Here is a 16306-nt window from a genome sequence, read left to right as displayed (position 1 = left end):
AGAACCAACGCCAAGAGTGAACGTTGCAAATAATGTATAGTGTATAATTCATACAATTAAAATTATGTCAAGCCATTGACCCGATCAGAAAATTTTAGGGCTTTGAGGTTCCTGTTTCTGGCTGGATCATAATAGGCACTGCGCCTTTTTCAGAACCAATAATTACCAGCTTAGAATTATTAGATTGAGCTAGCTTTTCTGTGGCTTCAATCGCTCGTAATTGCAGCACTTGGTTGCTAAGTCCATTTGAGAGAATTTTTTGGGAATCAGCTATACCTCGCGCTTCAATCAGCTTTCGTTCTGCCTCTTGACGCTCTTTCTCTAAAACAAATTTCATCTGCTGATTTTCTTGCTCTGTCTTGAGTTTATTTTGAATTGCAGCTTGTAGAGTATCAGGCATTTTGATGTTTCGTAAAAGAGCTTCCTCAACGATGAAACCCAAAGCTGGTATCTCTTGGGTAAGTTGTTGGTCAATTTTTTGGGCGATTTCTTGGCGTTTGGTAGAGTAAATAGCATTGGCTGGGTAATTTGCCGTGATGGCGCGGACTGTAGAGCGGAATCTGGAAATTACCAGTTGAGTTTCATCAGTTCCAATTGTTTTATATACTGTAGCTGCCTTTTGCGGATCGAGCTTGTACTGAAGACTGACATCAAGATTTAGGCTCAAACCTTCTTGGGATGTTGCATCGACATTTTCCTTTATATCCTTAAGGCGAGTAGAAAAATTCAGCACCTTGCTAAAGGGGTTAAGCAAGTGGACACCAGGATTAAGAGTAGTTTCGGAAACCTCACCAAAGAAATTGACGACACCGACATTACCAGGTGGGACAATCACCAAAAGTCTAGAAAAAGAATTTAGTACTGCAATACTGCCAATCAATATCATAATTGTGCGTATTACTAAACGTGACCTTTCACTAGATATTTTATCTGTATTGAGATAAACGAGGATTGTAATTAGGCTAGTTACAAGAGAGACTATAAAGCCCATGAGTTTTTTGTGTGTAGTTAAGACGAATTTGCTTAATCACATAATTCCCAAACGCTTTTATGAAATTCATATCATTTCAGACAAGTTAGAGGTTTACAAATCTTTTTACAGATTAAAAAAGATTCCCGACTTTTCTCAGAAGTCAGGAATCTTAGCTTTGGAGCGATGCCGGCGGCAGGCATTGCCTGCGCTACTCTACAATTAATTCAAAATCAAAAATTATACCAATTCAATTTGCAACACATCCTTGGGTAAAGACGCGATGAATCGCGTCTCTACAAATTGCGATGCATCGCGTCTCTACAAATGGTCTATTTGTCGCATTACTTTTTCAAATTGGTATTACTTGCCGTTGCCGTTACTACCATTGCCATTGCTGTGAATGACACGTTCAGCAAGCTTTTCTGGTACTTCCTGGAGATGGTCGTATTCCCAGTGGAAGGAACCAACGCCGAGAGTGAGCGATCGCAGCTCTACAATAAAATTTTGCATCTCTGCTTGTGGCAAGTATGCAGAGACGTTATCCCAGCCTTGCCAATCGTTTCTGCCCTCATAGCCTAAAATTTGCCCCCGTCTACCACTCAACAGTTGCAGCACTTTGGAGGTAAATTCGCTCGGTGTGGTAACATCTACCCGCAGAATTGGTTCTAACAGGGTAGGTTCTGCTTGGGGTATCCCCGTTTGCATTGCCAATCGGGCAGCTTGCTTAAAGGCTTGTTCGGAACTATCAACGTTGTGATAGGAACCATTAGTCAGAGTTACTGCCACATCAACTATTGGGAAGCCTAAAGGCCCGTGTGTCAAAAATTCCCGCACGCCCATTTCTACGCCAGGAATGTACTGTTTAGGAACCACGCCACCGACAATAGTTTCATTAAAGTTAAAACCTGTTCCGCGTGGTAGGGGCTTGATTTCGAGAAAAACATCACCAAACTGTCCGTGACCACCGCTTTGGTGTTTGTAGCGCCCATGAACTGAAGCCACTATTTTGCGGATGGTTTCTTTGTAAGGCACTTGTGGTAAGTGGGTTGTCATTGGCAAATTATATTTGCGGCGCAGTCTGTCTAGGGCGACTTGTAAATGAATCTCGCCTTGACCCCAAAGAATAACTTCGTGGGTATCGCCGTGTTGTTCCCAAGCAAGTGAGCAGTCTTCTTCTAATAACTTGGTGATGGCACTGCTGAGTTTAACTTCATCGTTGCGCTTTTCTGGTGTAATAGCCAGAGCATACACTGGTTCCAACTCTACAGCTTTGGGTAATTTGATTGCCGACTGTTGTTCTATAGAGATTGTATCGCCTGTCTTAATTCCTTCTAAACGGCTCAATGCAACAATTTCACCAGCATTAACTTGGTTAACTGACTGCTGTTGCTGTCCCATGAGGCGGTAAATTCCCCCAGTGCGAATGCCATTGAGGACAATGCCATCAGTTAATTTGCCACGCCAAACACGCACCAGAGAGAGTTTGCCACCTTGGGGAGTGTAGTAAGTTTTTAATACCTGCGCTAAAGCTGTATCCCCTTTGATGTTTTTTAAACGACGTTCTGCTGTGGTTTCTGGTTCGGGGGCTTCTCGTAACAAGGCTTCTAATAGAGGTCTAACACCATAATCTTGTTCTGCCACACCAAAGAAAACGGGCACTACTAAATCTGCACCCAATTCCATTTTTAAATCTTTAAGGATTTCCTCTTGGGGTGGTTCGATGTCTTCTAAAAGTTCTTCGAGTAAATGGTCGTCAAAATTTGCTAAAGCTTCGAGCATTTCTGCCCGTGCGATATGTTCTTCTTCTTTTAAACTTTCGGGGAAGGGGATGGGGTCAGCTGGTGCGCCTGGATGATATTTATATGCCTGTTCGCTCACCATATCGATAAAACCGGTGAGTTGTTCCCCGTTCATGATGGGATATTGATGCGCTACCAGGGGACGGCTAGATACTGCTTTCAGGGCGTGCAACGTTTCTAGGACGTGAATATTTGCCCGATCCATTTTGTTGACGAAGACGAGGTGGGGAATTTCCCAATCGTCCAGGAATTTAAATAGTGGAGCGAGGGTGAGGACTCGTTCGCGGATGGGTTCGCAAACTACAATTGCTGCATCGACTCCAATTAAAGCATTGTAAGTTTCTTGGGCAAATTCTACGCTTCCTGGGCAGTCAATAAAGGTGAAGCGAATATCGTTATACTCAGTGCTAGCGGCGCTGACTTCTACACTCATATGGCGATCGCGCGACTCGGCAGCACTATCTCCCACTGTATTGCTGTCCTTAACACTGCCTTTGCGGGAAATTGCCCCTGTGACAAATAACAAGCTTTCTAGTAAAGTGGTTTTTCCACTTAAATAAGGCCCAACAATTGCAACGTTCCGCGAACCCGATTTTACTTTTTCGTTCATAAAACCTCCCTTGCGGTAAGTTTTTTATAACCGCATGATTCTGTATATATCAAGGGTTAAAGAAGAATCCAGCTATTCTGAATTCAGGATTCATAAATCTTGACAGTAGCAAGTCCGCAAGCGTCTTAAACCGATTTATTTCTTTGCCAGTCGTACAGAATTCCAACTGAATTCTGGCTCCTGACTCCTGAATTCTATTTGAACAAAATGGTTCTCTGGAGTCAAAATTATCCCTTCTTTAATTCGTTATTATCCTCCCTTTAATCGAAAGTTAAAAAAATTGTAGCCTGTCGTAAGATTTAGCTTAAGAAAAATTAAGGATCGCAAATTTTTATCCCAAATCAAAAACTTTTGTAAAAAACTTTTTATCAAGTAAATTTAACTAAAAGTGTTGCGAGTCAGAAAATCAATGAGATTATCATTCTTTAAATATCGCATAGCAAAGTTAGTAAGTTTGATGCTGATTATGAGTATTTCCTCTCCCTCTCTTGCTCTATCTCCTCCTGTCGCCTCAAAGTTGGCACAATCTAATCCTAAAACTGCCGTAGACTGGTTAAACCAAGGCTTACAAGCAATTCAGGCGGGAAAGGTACAAGATGCGATCGCAGCTTTTAAACAAGCTGCTAAATTAGATCCGGCATTGGCACCAGCGCACTATAATCTGGGGTTAGCGTATCGACAAACGGGACAATTACAACCCTCTGCGGATGCATTTTATCGGGCGACGCAAGCCGATCCGAAATTTGCTCCAGCTTTTGCTAATTTAGGTGGAGCGTTGTTAGAAGGCAATAATTTAAAGTTAGCTAATGATTACTTGCAACGCGCCTTAGAACTCGATCCCAAACTCGGATTTGCCCACTATAACTTGGGGTTAGTACGAGAACAGCAACGAGATTGTAAGCAAGCGATCGCATCTTTTAAAAAAGCTGTAGAATATAGCAAAAATGCACCAGAGCCTCCTTACCATATAGGGATGTGTTATCTCCAACAAGGTAAACTCGACCCAGCCAGAAGTGCATTTTATCAGGCATTGAAGATTAATCCCAAGTATCCAGAAGCTTACTACAATCTCGGCTCAATTTTTTTTCAGCAAAGTAAATTACAAGAAGCATTAGAGGCGTTTAGAAAATCGGCTGAAGCTAACTCTAACTATCCCAATGCTTATTATGGTGCTGGGTTAGTTTTTATCCAGTTACAGCAATATGGCGATGCAGTACAAGTATTGCAATTTGCTAGAGATTTATACAATGCTCAAAAAAATCCCCAGTGGGCGAAAAATGCGGAGCAATTGTTACAACAAGCACAAAATTTAAAATGAATAGTAAATTGTCATTAGTCATTAGTCATTAGTTATTTGTCCTTTGTCTAAAACCAATGACCAATGACCAATGACTGATAAATTACCAACCTCGCTGAGGCACAAAAACTTAATATTGCATAACATAAAACTATTGGGTTGACTCGCTGGTGTTGTCTGAACTAGTCCCGATTGGAAAAATGTACATGCAAAAGCGCCAGAAAAGTCGATTTTTATTTAGCGATCGCTGGCTCGATCGGCAATCAATTGTTCGCAACATGGAAGCCTTTCAAGACCTAATAGTGATTGTTTTGTGTTTGGGTTTGTTCGCCGTTATGCTAATCCAATTGTGGGGGATAGCTATCGCCCTCATGCAGCCACTAGACTATAAACATGTGACTGCAAAAATACTATTTGTGTTGATTTTAGTCGAGTTATTTCGACTATTAATGGTCTATTTGCAAGAACATAGTATCTCTGTAGGAGTGGCAGTTGAGGTAACAATAGTATCTTTACTGCGAGAGGTAGTGGTTCACGGAGCGCTGGAAATTTCTTGGGTTAATACGCTTGCAATTTGTGGTTTGTTATTTGTTTTGGGTGGACTACTCGTGGTATGCGCTAAAACACCACACATGGATTGTATGAGTGCTAATACTAAGTTTTGTCCGGTTGTGTATAGGGGAGGTAGAGAACGCCAAAACGAATTGGAATTACAGTATTCACGTCAATGTGATGAGAATCAACCCCTTGGATAAATTGTTATGAAAATGGGGAGTGGGAGAGACGCGATTCATCGTGTCTCTAGTAGTCTGTCAACCCAAAAATGCTAAGTGAGGACTGGGGAAAGGAGAAAGGGTACTGGGTTTGGGATTTAAACCCTTTACCCCTTCCCCCTTCTCCTTTATCCCGCCAAGTTCACTTGGTGGATTACTAGTGGAGAGTGGTGAAAAAGTATTTTCCTACTCTCCACTCTTTTGTTTGAGACTATATCAGGAACTTGGATGGCTCTGAAATCTAAAAGGGTATAACCTACTTTTGCAAGGTACTTCCGACGTATTGAAATATACTCTTTTTGGAAGATGAATCGCTCTTTAAAGGTGAATATAACGTTAATTAGAAATTCTAAAAGAGGTTCAAGCAATGGCTACAAATACAGGTAACGGACAATCTCAAACAGCGATTAGCGACTTGGAGTATGATTTTATCACCGTTTTGCACAACAAGGCTGAAGCTGTTAAAGCTTACGATACATACATCAAAGATGCAGAACAAGTAGGTTCTCAACCTTGTGTAGAGTTGTTCCAAAAATTGCGGCAATCTGATATTGAACACGCACAAGAGATTCGCCAACATCTACAACAAGTGCTGCAACACGGTAAGATGTAACCCAGGTTTTGAGTTCGTAGGCGTAAGCCCGTCGTAGACATCGCTTCTAGTTTAGTTTAGCTAAAACCAAAAGAGGCGATGTTTAAAACAGGCTATGACGCTCTCTACGAGACACTAAAAGCGTAGCTTGCTTCTTTGTTCGCGTAGCGTTCCGCAGGAAAGGAGTACGCTATCGGCGTCGCACTTGCTGATTAAATTAGACGCAAGCACCGCCCACTATTCGATAGACTAATCCTGGGCTGCTTGCTCTACTTGCGCCACCGTTAAATCGAGAGCCACCGCCACTTGCTCTACACTCAATCCCAATGCCAGCAATCGGGGAATAGCTTCTAACTTAGCTTCCTGGCGACCTTCCTGGCGACCTTCCTGGCGACCTTCCTGGCGACCTTCCTGGCGACCTTCCTGGCGACCTTCCTGGCGACCTTCCTGGCGACCTTCTTCTAAGCCATCTTCCTTGATTGATTGATACATCCGTGTTTTTTTGAATTCGTCGTCTATACCCAACATTTCTGCTAACTCCTCTCGGCTTAACCGGGTAAATTTGTACAACAGAATAGTCTCTATCAATTCTACAATTTGCTTGCTGGTAGATTCATCTGCCAGTTGTTGCCTCGCTTGTAAGATCAATTCTCTACCTTTGTCAACGGCTGTCTCTTCTCTTTCGATAATTAATTTAACGATCGCAACTTGAAGTGAGTTATCTGTCGAATTTAATTCATCTAGATAAATACGTTGTACTTGTGAACTGTCTAGCAGCAGCTGATATGGTAGCCGATCGTTTGGATCTAAACTTCGTTGCGGATAGATAACAACTGCACGCCAAAAATTGACTGATTCGTTTTGACGCAAGTAAAGAAAGATTTCGGCAAAGAAGCGTCTATAAAAATTTGCGTCTAATTGAAACTGAACTTCACTCTAGACATTTGGGGAAAGGGGAATGGGGACATTCCCAAAAGTTGGGGGGATGAGTATCCCTACTCATCCCCCACGGTTTTAAATACTGCTTAGTTTACAAACAAAACCTATTTCTAATGACTATTACATAATCATCAGTCATTAGTCAAAATTCCGTTTTGTCTCATTCAGCCCCAATCAGGATATTCTCGCGAGTCTTGATAGTCGAGGTTATATTCTTCTGGCAACGATTCTTTATCGATCCAAAACAACAAAGGATCTGAGAAGATGTGCCCACATCCGCAATAAAACAATATTCTTACTCCGTCGATTTCATCAAAGTCTCGCCTTTTGTATTCAGAGGATGAACATTTAGGGCAACCGTACCATTGTTTAGCCATTGTGGGCATAACTCTGTTTCACTTCAAACTTTTAACTAATTCCCGAAATAGCAATCTTGCTCCTTTAGCTGCAACGCGATTCCTAACAAGCTTCACAGGACGGCCCGCAGCTTTTTCAGTATCTAACTGTTCGCCCAAGATTTTACCAATATCATTTTTGAGGCGCGATCGCTTCGGTTCAATTCTGGTGAATACCCACTGCCAAAGCGATTTTCTACACAGGGTCTGACCCACCAACAACTTTGGTTTTTCGCTTATCACCGGATGCCTCTAGGTTTGGAGCAACTCCTAAAGCTTTCTGAAATCTCCTCAATGAAAGGTGGCGTTTGGTAGGCTTTTTCGAGTTTCGCCCCTGGCATATCTTCACCTCTGGCTTACCATCACCATCCAGGAATCCCTCAATGGGGTAAATCTGGGAGATGATGACCGACGAAAGGCGATCGCCAAAACCAAATTTTTTGAAGACTGCGCGGTAACGGTCAAATCGAGAGTCAGTAAGCAATTGGCGTAACTCTCCCTCGATGACGTGTTCCTCAAGCTGGAGATCGCAGATACGTTTTGCGTGTTCTCGAACTGTTTGGGTGATTCCCAAACCGACAGATTGAGAGTAAAGGCGGTCGTAGCGGCTGCTTTTCCGAACTCCAGCAAGCCAACCCCAGAGTAAAGGCGCAAGACCTGCTTCACCCCGTTTTGATCGCACCAGTGCAACTTCTGGGAACTGCCAAGCTAAATCTTGCCGCGCACGATTCACGATCGGGGACTGAACGCGGTTGAGATGTGCCAGCCGCAAAACTAGTTCTCGAATTTTGACAATGGCGCGATCGCGAATTTGCACAAATCGCCGCGGGTCTTTCTGGTAATCAAAGTAGTAACAAGCCAGTGCCAACGCATCGGCATCATCGTCTTTATCTGGGAGCGCTAGGTGATTAGCTCGATAATTTCTCAACTCCTTGTGACCAACTAGCCGCACTTCTACACCGGCGCGGGCCAAGTGAGTGCCCCAAAGCTTGCTGTAGTTGTTGCCAGTTGGCTCTAGCAGTGCGATGTCCGGCTTGAGCGCGAGTAAATCTTGAATACCCTTGGCGTTAGCGCTTAAGCAAAAAAACGGACATTCGTAATAAAATTGACGTGGATCTTCGGGCTTATCCGTGAGCAGACAAGCTGAAACTGAGGACTTGCTAACATCAAGTCCCAAAATTTTAATCATTCAGTTCCTCCTGGGTGGTTCTGTTAACCCTGATGCCATGCCTGCGAATCACCCGAAGGCCACAACAGCCTAATTCACTCTCAAGGCAATGCCGCAGCGCGAACTGCGGCGACATAGGGAGGGAACAGCACAGTTACAGCAGCCGAGCTTATGAAGTTCAGAAAGCCATTAAAGCTTGATTCAACAAAAAAGCCCTAAGCTGTTGTGTGTATGTGCTGTACGTCGGATTTGGAGTCCGTCCGCGACGTGAGATTAACTCACGTTTCGGCTACCGGACAAAGTAGCCCGCGCTGTTAGCGCGATCGCAATTACGATTCATCAGGCGGTTATAGGCTTTCGAGAGTGGTGATAATTATCGCTGCGTCTTGTTGCAGTATTTCTTGAGTGTCTTCTGTGGAATTTTCACATTTTGAAATAAACTCAATTAACTTTTCTAACCGAGCTTTAGCCCTAAGTAATTTGTGCCATTCAATGTAATAATCCCATGCTGGATCTGGCTGGGGAACTTCTAAATTTTCATTATTCATAAATTTCATCTTCATCAAATTCCTCATCATACCTAACTAATGAATATGAGTTTTCTGGGTCAATTTTGTTAAGAATATCAACCGTTGCACGTCCCATTAAGACATCAAAAGCTGAGTAGCCACCCTCCGCGATCGCACTCTCAACTTTCCTCATTTTGAGAGCTTGTTGAAGCTCTGGAGTTCTGAGGCGCAAGTCAACGTCATCAATGGAGTTAATTGGCGGCGGCTGTTCGTTACCGTCAACCCATCTCTCGATCTGGCTTGTCAAAAATTCCTGCCAAGCCTCGGCGCTAGGTGGTTGGGGTGCAGTTTCTGAAAAGTCGGCCAGTTCTTTACTGCGCTGAAAGCCTTCATCACCACACTGCATAGACTCAACCCACTCGTGACTCATAGCGAAACCACCTTTATTCATTGCTTCTGTTGCCACTTCAAGCGGTGAAGCGTTTCTGTGGTGGGCAATGAGTTGACTGATGGCAGTAGCTTGAGAACTTTTGAGCCGTTCTAAATCGATAATCCACAAGCTTTTACCCTCAAAAGCATCCCCTACGCGTTCCATTGGGAACGGATCGCGCACGGGTATCATACCGTCTGGAAATAAATCTAAAATTGGCTCGTAAGGATTACCGGGTTTGAGTTTTACCCAAGTGTCATGTTTGGTCATGGTATAAGCATGATATTTTTTACTTGTAAACGTTTGAATCGATTAATCAATTGCGATCGCAATCCTCCTGCCGCGATCGCTTTTGAATTAGCCCCCGAACTGCTTCCTTAACCGCTCTAGAAGCGCTGCCCCCTCCCCATAGCGCTTACCAGTGAAGCCAAGGACTTCCGTCACGATCGCACTATCACTTTTTCCCTCCCCAACTCGCTGAATTAGCCGCCAAAGTACCCGATCGTTATCGGAACAATTTTCCTCAAAAGCCACTTCTGGAGCGGGTTTGAGGTCATTTTCAGGCGGTTTTTGGGGCGCGATCGCGTTGTCATAGTATGGTCGTACTATGGTTGAACCACCGCGCAGCACTGCGGCTTTCATCTCCCGGTATGGCGGGAGTTTCAAGGGCTGATCGTCGAGTAAGCAGTGCGACTGGTCTTGTTTTAACCAGCTAATAAGCGCTTCATTTTTCAATGATTTGGCGTGGGCTAGAGCCTTTTTACCAAGGCGAATACGGAAAAAAGCATCAGCTAAATCGCTCTTACCCTCCAGTCCCCAGGCTGCAACCCGGTCATACTGCGAGAGTAAAATGGTGAAGCGTCGCGCTTTACGTCCCCTCCTGGCGTGACGCTCTAACCACTCCCCTGAACTGCCTACTTTTGAAACCAGTTCGGGGTATTCCTCAACGATGATTACGCGTTCGCTGTCAGCCAACGCAGCATCACCGCGTTCGTTGCGGATCTTCATTTGGTTACTCAAGTCTTCCAAGTCCTCAAGCATTCCTCGGTCGATCGCAGCCCAGTTTTCGCCGCGGCCGATGACTTCTAAGCCCGACCAGTCGGTTGGTGTACCTTCACACTCATACACCTTCACTGCGCCGCCTATGGTGTAAGCAAGATATTGAGCCAGTGTGCTTTTCCCTGTTCCCATTTCGCCGATGATCATCACCTGTTTACCTTCAATGGCGGCGATGATATCGGTGATGATTTCCAGTGGTTCATCTACTGGAACGGCTGACGCTTCAATGACTTGAGACATGGGAACACCCGCATAGGGCAAGGCATCGTAAACCTTCAGGAGTTTTTTGACGGCGTTTTCGGTTGCCTGGGTGATGGTAATGCCCAATTTCAAGGCAGCTGTAACACCGTAGAGGCTAAACAGCCCAAGGGAAAATACTACACGCCCTAGCCCCCAAGCACAATAACGTCCAAGGGTTTTGGCATTCGGCAGATGCATCTCTACCCAAGTGTGAGCTGTGGTAGATTTTGGCGGCGCTGCAACTTTGATATCTATTAGATCATTTGCCATACTGCACCTCTATTTTCAAGTAGAAGGGGTGCTGGGTTTGCTCTTTGCAAAGTGCAATAAGGCCGATGATTAGCGCTGAAGTGGTGAGAATGAGAATGAAAAGTTGATTCATTCGTTAGCCTCCCCTGTTCCCTGCTCCCTCTCTCGAATTGCCTTCCAGGTTTCGGGGTAGGTTTTACGATCCATACGCCGAATGGATTCTTGTACCTCTGGTGGTTCCAGCTTGAGTGCTTCCTTAATTGCGATCGCAGCATCCAACCACGGATTACGCTCTTGATTCATGAGTCACCTCAACTTCAGGAATTTCAGGAACCGTAATTACTGGTGGATCGATTTCAGAAATTAGGTAAGCAAGGGCTGTGTAAGCATCACCCACGGTCAGGTCTGGGTAATATCCTTTTTCTATCAAAGCCTGGTAGTCTGGATGATTGCTAATTTCACTAATTAGTAGTGAGGCTTCAACTATTAGTTCAGAAAGTGTTTTCATCCGCCGATCCTCTTGTACATAAAGGAATTCGACGCAAAACCCTCACGGACTACCAGTTCTTCTTCTGGGGTGTCGGCGATGATCTCAGCCCAGCCGGTTTTATCGTTGTTGCGGATGTTGCTTAGAGCGATCGCCCCCAGTCCAGGACGGGCCTTTTCAAATTCATCAACTACTTTCTGTTCTTTGGGTGTTAGTGGTTTCATGGTAAATTTTGAATAGCTAGGTAGGGACATCTGTCTCTCCAAACAAGCTCTAGGGCAAACTAGGGCTTGTTTTAGGTTTGGGATGATTTGACAAGGAAACTCGAAAGCATCGACCGCCGCCAACCATCATCACTTCACGATCTGCAAGGCGGACAGCTTTGCTGCGGCTGACTTTCATTAGAGGAAATGAACCATCCGGTGAAAGACTGAACATTTCGTAATTCTTCAAGGAATCCCATTCAACTGCTGTTCTGTCAGCTAGCCCCAAATACTCAACTTGATTCATGTCTGCGGCAGAGCCGGCACTGGGCAAAGATGGCAAGTATCTTCTTGCCCTCTCTTTTTTGGGCTTTGCCTCGGTTTTGTCCTCGGTTTTTAATTTAGTGCCATTACTAGTGGCTTCTAGTGCTTCCATAGTCCTTGAATACTAGGGTTATAGTCCCGCTTATGCGGCACTTAAGTCCTTGAATACTAGGGTTATAGTCCCGCTTATGCGGCACTTAAGTCCTTGAATGCTAGGGTTATAGTCCCGCTTATGCGGCACTTAAGTCGGAGTTTACTACTGCGATCGCAGTACAGCTATTTTTGTGAAAAGCTTGTTGTCACTAGGCTTGAGCGTTTTTGATTTGCTGTTTACCTCCGTTATTCTTGGGTTTTGAGTCAGGTTTTAGGGTGTTTCCGCATCGGGCACTGGGCAATGACGCGGGTGCTTGCTCCATACTTGCAACGCAAGGTCTAGGCGTTGGGGAGCGAGATCACAGCAGGTTTGCAGCTGGGTGAGAAACTAGCAAAAGATCAGCCAAATACTGTCGTTAGCCAAGTCAGGTTTTTGGCTGGTCTTTTATTGTCCTCTAACCAGACATTATGTCTAGACGTATGACGTTTGTCAAGCGTTCTAGACAAGATGTCTAGAACGTGTATCATGATAAAGAAAAGACTGAGTAGAAACGAACAGCAAGGAGAATCCCCATTGCGGAGTCTAAGGCTTGAGCTAGATATGTCTCAAGAGGAGTTTGGACGCGCCATAGGAACAACAGCTAGAACTATTAGCCGTTGGGAAGCAGGAGATAGCGTCCCTACCTTCACGGTGACTCAAATGAAAGCTTTAGACCGCTTACTGCGATCAAAGGGTAAATCGATCCAAGATTTGCCTGATGACTTTGGCCCACCAAAGGGACAGTTGAGCGAAGGGAACTAACGCAAAAAAACCAAAAAGCCACCCAGATTTAGAAGGTCGGTGGTGGCTTTCTGATATCAAACTAATAGTATTATGCCAGAAAACAGCTTAGAAGTCATCAATTCTTCTTCTCAAAATAGGGTAATTCCTATCAACCGCAACAAAGAGAAGAAACCATCAAGTAAATTCAACAAACCTCACTGCATTATTCCAATTGACGATATCCAGTGGGTAGTTAATCAAGTAAAAACAGTTCAAACACTGTGGAATGAATGTTGGGCATCAGACCAGTATGGTAGTAGATGGATGAAGCTAACAACATCATTAGGCGATAAAGCTTTTAGACTAGCAAGACAAGTTTTATGCACAACAGGATTATTTGAATTCAAGCGAGAAACCTGCACAGATGATACGCGTAAAACAGCCTGTTGGTTAGTTAAGAACTTGCACGGTGCAAGACGAATTCAAGAATTTTGGATGAAAGATGATGACCAAGAATCGGCGGTCAATAATGACGCTATATCCGGCATAAATGAACCGGACATCAGTCAAAAAATACCGGATGTCGGTCAAAAAATGCCGGACATCTCACCCGAAACACCTGAAAAATCAAGCCTTCCAGAACCCCTCAGTAACGCTTCAGAAACGTCTCATGAACTTCTCAAAGAAGTTCATGAAGACGAGGGGCACATTTACGTTGCACGTGGTAATAATGAGGCGTTATTTGTTCCCGATGGATGTTACACCGTAGAAGTTGTTCGGGCGCAAGTATCACAGGCTACCCAAATAATTGCGCCCGAACAAAATACCCACTGGGTTGAGAAGTACTGGGTTAAAAGGTCAGGTAATAAATACTGGTATTACCGCTATTGCTGGATGGTAGGCAGAAAAAAGAATCGCCGACATCTTGGCAGCGCGGACAGTATCACCACCAAACAGAAGCGGGAAATTGTCGAAACTGCGATCGCAGATGGTAAATTACCAACTGAGATTGAGGAGTTAATCCGAGGCTGGAAGAATGAATCGCCCACCATGCCCAAAATGCGACCAAACAACACTAATTTTTAAAAACGGTAGCTATAAGTTGTCTGACCAGACAGTAGTGCAAAGGTGGTTTTGTCAGAGATGCCGCAAGAGCTTCATTCACTCCCGCAACACTTTTGGAGACTCCCGCAGCAGCTGTTGAAGCTTCCGCAACTCATCCCAAGTACGAGCGGTAATATCTGGCTTTGCAAAAAGCTGTGTGGATCGGTAATTCTTAGTTCTCCAAGCAATGTAGCGGTCAATTATCACGAGGAAATCCCCTATCAGCATGGGGATTTTTGTAGACTCATTGGTTAACAGTTTGGAGTCAACAGCCCTAGCGTAATCCAAAATGTGATGCTCCAGTACAATTGGCACACGGATAGTTTTGGTCTTGCCATTGTTCCAAGCTGGTTGCCAGCTGGTGCTATTCTTTCCCGGTGGCTTCGGCATAGCTGTTTCTTGAAAGGCCTGTGTCAAGGCAGGATACAGCGTTTTTACTTTAATTGCAATTGCTACCCCTGCTCCCTTGTTCCCAATGCCCAATGCCCAATGCCCAATAAAAAGCGATCGCACTTGGTCAGAGGTGAAAGTGCGATCGCTCTTGTTAAATTTGCGAGCTTTTCATAGCTTGGTTTGAGTTTATTCGCCGCGCTGTCATTTGTCACAAATTTGGGTAGAGTCGGTCAACTTCATCCCATGCCTGATTCGCTAAACACTCCAGAGTCATAGCTAGAAAGAGCGGGTGATTGTATTTGCCAGCTTCAAAGCACTCACAGAAGATTTCGATTTGCAGGAATAGGAGTTTGTTGATCATAGAGTTGCGATCGCGCTTTTCACATCATCGTCAGTTACCTCGATATATCGAGAAAGCACTTTCAAATCGGTGTGACCAGTGGCTTTTTTAATCGTTGCCAAGCTTACACCCCGCTTTGCTAATTTCGTTATAAAACTCCGCCGGGTGGAGTGAGTTGATATCCCCTTAGCTGAAAGTCCGGCTCTCTCTACAGCTGTGCGTAAAATTTGGTCAGCGGCCCTTAGCCCCATAGGTTTGTCTGCTTCCCTAGATGGAAATAACCAAATCGAACCGGGAAGTGGCTTATATGCTGCCAGTAATTCAGTCAAGGTATCGTGAACTGGCACTTGGCGCGTCTGTCGCTTTCCGTTGGGTGTTGCCTTGCGAGTCCTGGCGCGAAAGTTGATATACTCACTGGGTGTACCGTCAAGGTTATACACGTCGAGAAGTTGCAACTTCACCAGCGCACCCCACCTCTCCCCGGTGTACCAAGCAAGATCCAAAAGCAGTTTATATTTTTGCGAGCGGATCTGCTTGCGAATTTTGGAATAATCCGCATCGCTTAAAACTGCGGCTTGTCCATTTCGATTATTTTTCATTTTATTTTTTACTTCTGCTTATTCCGGTTTAACCATTGACAGTGGTAAAACCGGAGTATTCCTAACTTTATAGTTTAGAAATATTCGACTCAATCCTATTATCAGCAAGCCTTTGGCGTCCTCGGTGAATGTGCTTGTTTTACATAAAAGTGGAACATTTACATTATTTTTAATCAGCCATACAACGGATTTATTCACCTCATTAAAATTCGCTTTTATGGCAGAACTAACTCTTGTAGAAGTTTTCGGAACAGGTGCGACTCAAGATAGCAGTAGCATCACAATACAAAAAGCTGCACTTCCAAGACTGACCGCAAGTGCAAATAACAGTGCTGAAAGTTTGCTGACAGGTATTTTGTTGATTGCTCAAACCAATCTCAGCCAAACCAACTTTGATGCAAATGTTGACCAGTCTATTTACATTGGGCCTGGATACCCTAACTTCACTAATCGTGGAACCAATAACGATCAATATCGGCTCGATCAGCTAATAGTTAACCTGGCGAAAGTGGACACCGGATCAGTAATCGACCCAGATAATTATTAAAAACAATGGCTCAAGGATGGTGTATTAGTGGTGATGTAGTCACAGGTCGGAATCAAGTAATAAAACAAGCAATTTATTATCCTACCGAACCTCAAATTACTTATCATTCCAATGCTAACGATCAGGCTTATTGGGGATATGCGTATACTTCCTTCAATAATGCTGAGTCGTTCGCTGATGGAACTTACACGATTTACCGCTCTGACTCTGCATCTTGTCAGATATTGCAAAAATACGATTGCATCAATGGGGCTTGTGTACCTTCAAGCGCTCATGGCACTTTGGGGCTGTATGATTCTTTGTCCGATTGTGAGGTCAATTGTGGGTTTAGGGGGTGCAGTGGTCAGTGTATTAGTAATAGCGATTGGGCGCAAATTGAAGGTTTATCTAATCAATTAAAAAATAGAAATTGCGGCTAAG

19 protein-coding genes and 2 pseudogenes are annotated in these 16306 nt (G+C 44.2%); 7 read left to right on the top strand and 14 right to left on the bottom strand.

The window, feature by feature from the left end:
- Positions 1-94: 94 nt before the first annotated feature.
- Both NSTCB13_RS08025 and NSTCB13_RS08020 read right to left on the bottom strand, forming a co-directional pair.
- Entirely contained in the window at positions 95-991 is an 897-nt protein-coding gene (locus NSTCB13_RS08025; protein WP_448271910.1) for an SPFH domain-containing protein, read from the bottom strand.
- 342 nt (positions 992-1333) lie between these two features.
- Positions 1334-3382, bottom strand: coding sequence for an elongation factor G (locus tag NSTCB13_RS08020; protein ID WP_448271909.1), 2049 nt, complete (start codon positions 3380-3382; stop codon positions 1334-1336).
- 409 nt (positions 3383-3791) lie between these two features.
- On the opposite strand from NSTCB13_RS08020, the gene NSTCB13_RS08015 reads away from it, so the two are divergent.
- The 3 genes from NSTCB13_RS08015 (at position 3792) to NSTCB13_RS08005 (ending at position 6065) form a co-directional block, all read left to right on the top strand.
- Positions 3792-4700, top strand: coding sequence for a tetratricopeptide repeat protein (locus tag NSTCB13_RS08015; protein ID WP_448271908.1), 909 nt, complete (start codon positions 3792-3794; stop codon positions 4698-4700).
- Positions 4701-4879: 179 nt separating this feature from the next.
- A complete protein-coding gene (locus tag NSTCB13_RS08010; RefSeq protein WP_322686257.1) occupies positions 4880-5434 on the top strand; it encodes a phosphate-starvation-inducible PsiE family protein in 555 nt (184 codons plus the stop codon).
- 385 nt (positions 5435-5819) lie between these two features.
- The gene (locus tag NSTCB13_RS08005; protein WP_322686256.1) at positions 5820-6065 is read left to right on the top strand and encodes a hypothetical protein; all 246 of its coding nucleotides are present in this window, start codon (positions 5820-5822) and stop codon (positions 6063-6065) included.
- 228 nt (positions 6066-6293) lie between these two features.
- On the opposite strand, the pseudogene NSTCB13_RS08000 reads toward NSTCB13_RS08005, so the two are convergent.
- The 9 genes and pseudogenes from NSTCB13_RS08000 to NSTCB13_RS07960 form a co-directional block, all read right to left on the bottom strand.
- Positions 6294-6965 (bottom strand): annotated as a pseudogene (locus NSTCB13_RS08000) (Rpn family recombination-promoting nuclease/putative transposase); the annotation flags it as partial.
- Between the two features lie 413 nt (positions 6966-7378).
- Positions 7379-8567: pseudogene (locus tag NSTCB13_RS07995) on the bottom strand (IS110 family transposase).
- Positions 8568-8893: 326 nt separating this feature from the next.
- The gene (locus NSTCB13_RS07990; RefSeq protein ID WP_448271907.1) at positions 8894-9094 is read right to left on the bottom strand and encodes a hypothetical protein; all 201 of its coding nucleotides are present in this window, start codon (positions 9092-9094) and stop codon (positions 8894-8896) included.
- On the bottom strand, positions 9087-9755 hold the full coding sequence (locus NSTCB13_RS07985; RefSeq protein ID WP_448271906.1) for a hypothetical protein: 669 nt from the start codon (positions 9753-9755) through the stop codon (positions 9087-9089). The genes NSTCB13_RS07990 and NSTCB13_RS07985 overlap by 8 nt, the downstream gene beginning before the upstream one ends.
- A gap of 87 nt (positions 9756-9842) precedes the next feature.
- The gene (locus tag NSTCB13_RS07980; RefSeq protein WP_448271905.1) at positions 9843-11054 is read right to left on the bottom strand and encodes a hypothetical protein; all 1212 of its coding nucleotides are present in this window, start codon (positions 11052-11054) and stop codon (positions 9843-9845) included.
- A gap of 108 nt (positions 11055-11162) precedes the next feature.
- Complete coding sequence (locus NSTCB13_RS07975) at positions 11163-11336, bottom strand: hypothetical protein (protein ID WP_448271904.1); 174 nt, start codon at positions 11334-11336, stop codon at positions 11163-11165.
- Complete coding sequence (locus tag NSTCB13_RS07970) at positions 11320-11541, bottom strand: hypothetical protein (protein WP_448271902.1); 222 nt, start codon at positions 11539-11541, stop codon at positions 11320-11322. The genes NSTCB13_RS07975 and NSTCB13_RS07970 overlap by 17 nt, the downstream gene beginning before the upstream one ends.
- Positions 11538-11744 carry a hypothetical protein gene (locus NSTCB13_RS07965; RefSeq protein WP_448271901.1) on the bottom strand — a complete coding sequence of 69 codons (207 nt, stop codon included), beginning with the start codon at positions 11742-11744 and terminating at the stop codon, positions 11538-11540. Before NSTCB13_RS07965 ends, NSTCB13_RS07970 begins: the two co-directional genes overlap by 4 nt.
- A 49-nt stretch (positions 11745-11793) precedes the next feature.
- Positions 11794-12159: a hypothetical protein gene (locus tag NSTCB13_RS07960; protein ID WP_448271900.1), complete on the bottom strand. Its 366-nt coding sequence runs from the start codon at positions 12157-12159 to the stop codon at positions 11794-11796.
- A 507-nt stretch (positions 12160-12666) separates the two neighbouring features.
- Here NSTCB13_RS07960 and NSTCB13_RS07955 point away from each other — a divergent pair.
- A complete protein-coding gene (locus NSTCB13_RS07955) occupies positions 12667-12942 on the top strand; it encodes a helix-turn-helix transcriptional regulator (RefSeq protein WP_448271899.1) in 276 nt (91 codons plus the stop codon).
- A gap of 72 nt (positions 12943-13014) precedes the next feature.
- Complete coding sequence (locus NSTCB13_RS07950; RefSeq protein ID WP_448271898.1) at positions 13015-13989, top strand: Arm DNA-binding domain-containing protein; 975 nt, start codon at positions 13015-13017, stop codon at positions 13987-13989.
- Positions 13990-14064: 75 nt separating this feature from the next.
- Here the strand turns inward: NSTCB13_RS07950 and NSTCB13_RS07945 are convergent, their stop codons facing one another.
- The 3 genes from NSTCB13_RS07945 to NSTCB13_RS07935 all read right to left on the bottom strand — a co-directional run bounded on the left by NSTCB13_RS07945 (position 14065) and on the right by NSTCB13_RS07935 (position 15339).
- Positions 14065-14397, bottom strand: coding sequence for a hypothetical protein (locus NSTCB13_RS07945; protein ID WP_448271896.1), 333 nt, complete (start codon positions 14395-14397; stop codon positions 14065-14067).
- 62 nt (positions 14398-14459) lie between these two features.
- Positions 14460-14612, bottom strand: coding sequence for a hypothetical protein (locus NSTCB13_RS07940; RefSeq protein ID WP_448271894.1), 153 nt, complete (start codon positions 14610-14612; stop codon positions 14460-14462).
- 145 nt (positions 14613-14757) lie between these two features.
- A complete protein-coding gene (locus NSTCB13_RS07935) occupies positions 14758-15339 on the bottom strand; it encodes a tyrosine-type recombinase/integrase (protein WP_448271892.1) in 582 nt (193 codons plus the stop codon).
- 217 nt (positions 15340-15556) lie between these two features.
- Here NSTCB13_RS07935 and NSTCB13_RS07930 point away from each other — a divergent pair, with 217 nt between their 5' ends.
- Positions 15557-15886, top strand: coding sequence for a hypothetical protein (locus NSTCB13_RS07930; RefSeq protein ID WP_448271891.1), 330 nt, complete (start codon positions 15557-15559; stop codon positions 15884-15886).
- 5 nt (positions 15887-15891) lie between these two features.
- Positions 15892-16305 (top strand): hypothetical protein, encoded by a 414-nt coding sequence (locus tag NSTCB13_RS07925; RefSeq protein ID WP_448271890.1) that lies wholly within the window; start codon positions 15892-15894, stop codon positions 16303-16305.
- Position 16306 lies beyond the last annotated feature (1 nt).

This window comes from Nostoc sp. DSM 114160 (assembly GCF_053470305.1).
The sequence above is the reverse complement of the archived record's forward strand: the minus strand, read 5'-3'. Positions and strand labels throughout refer to the sequence as shown.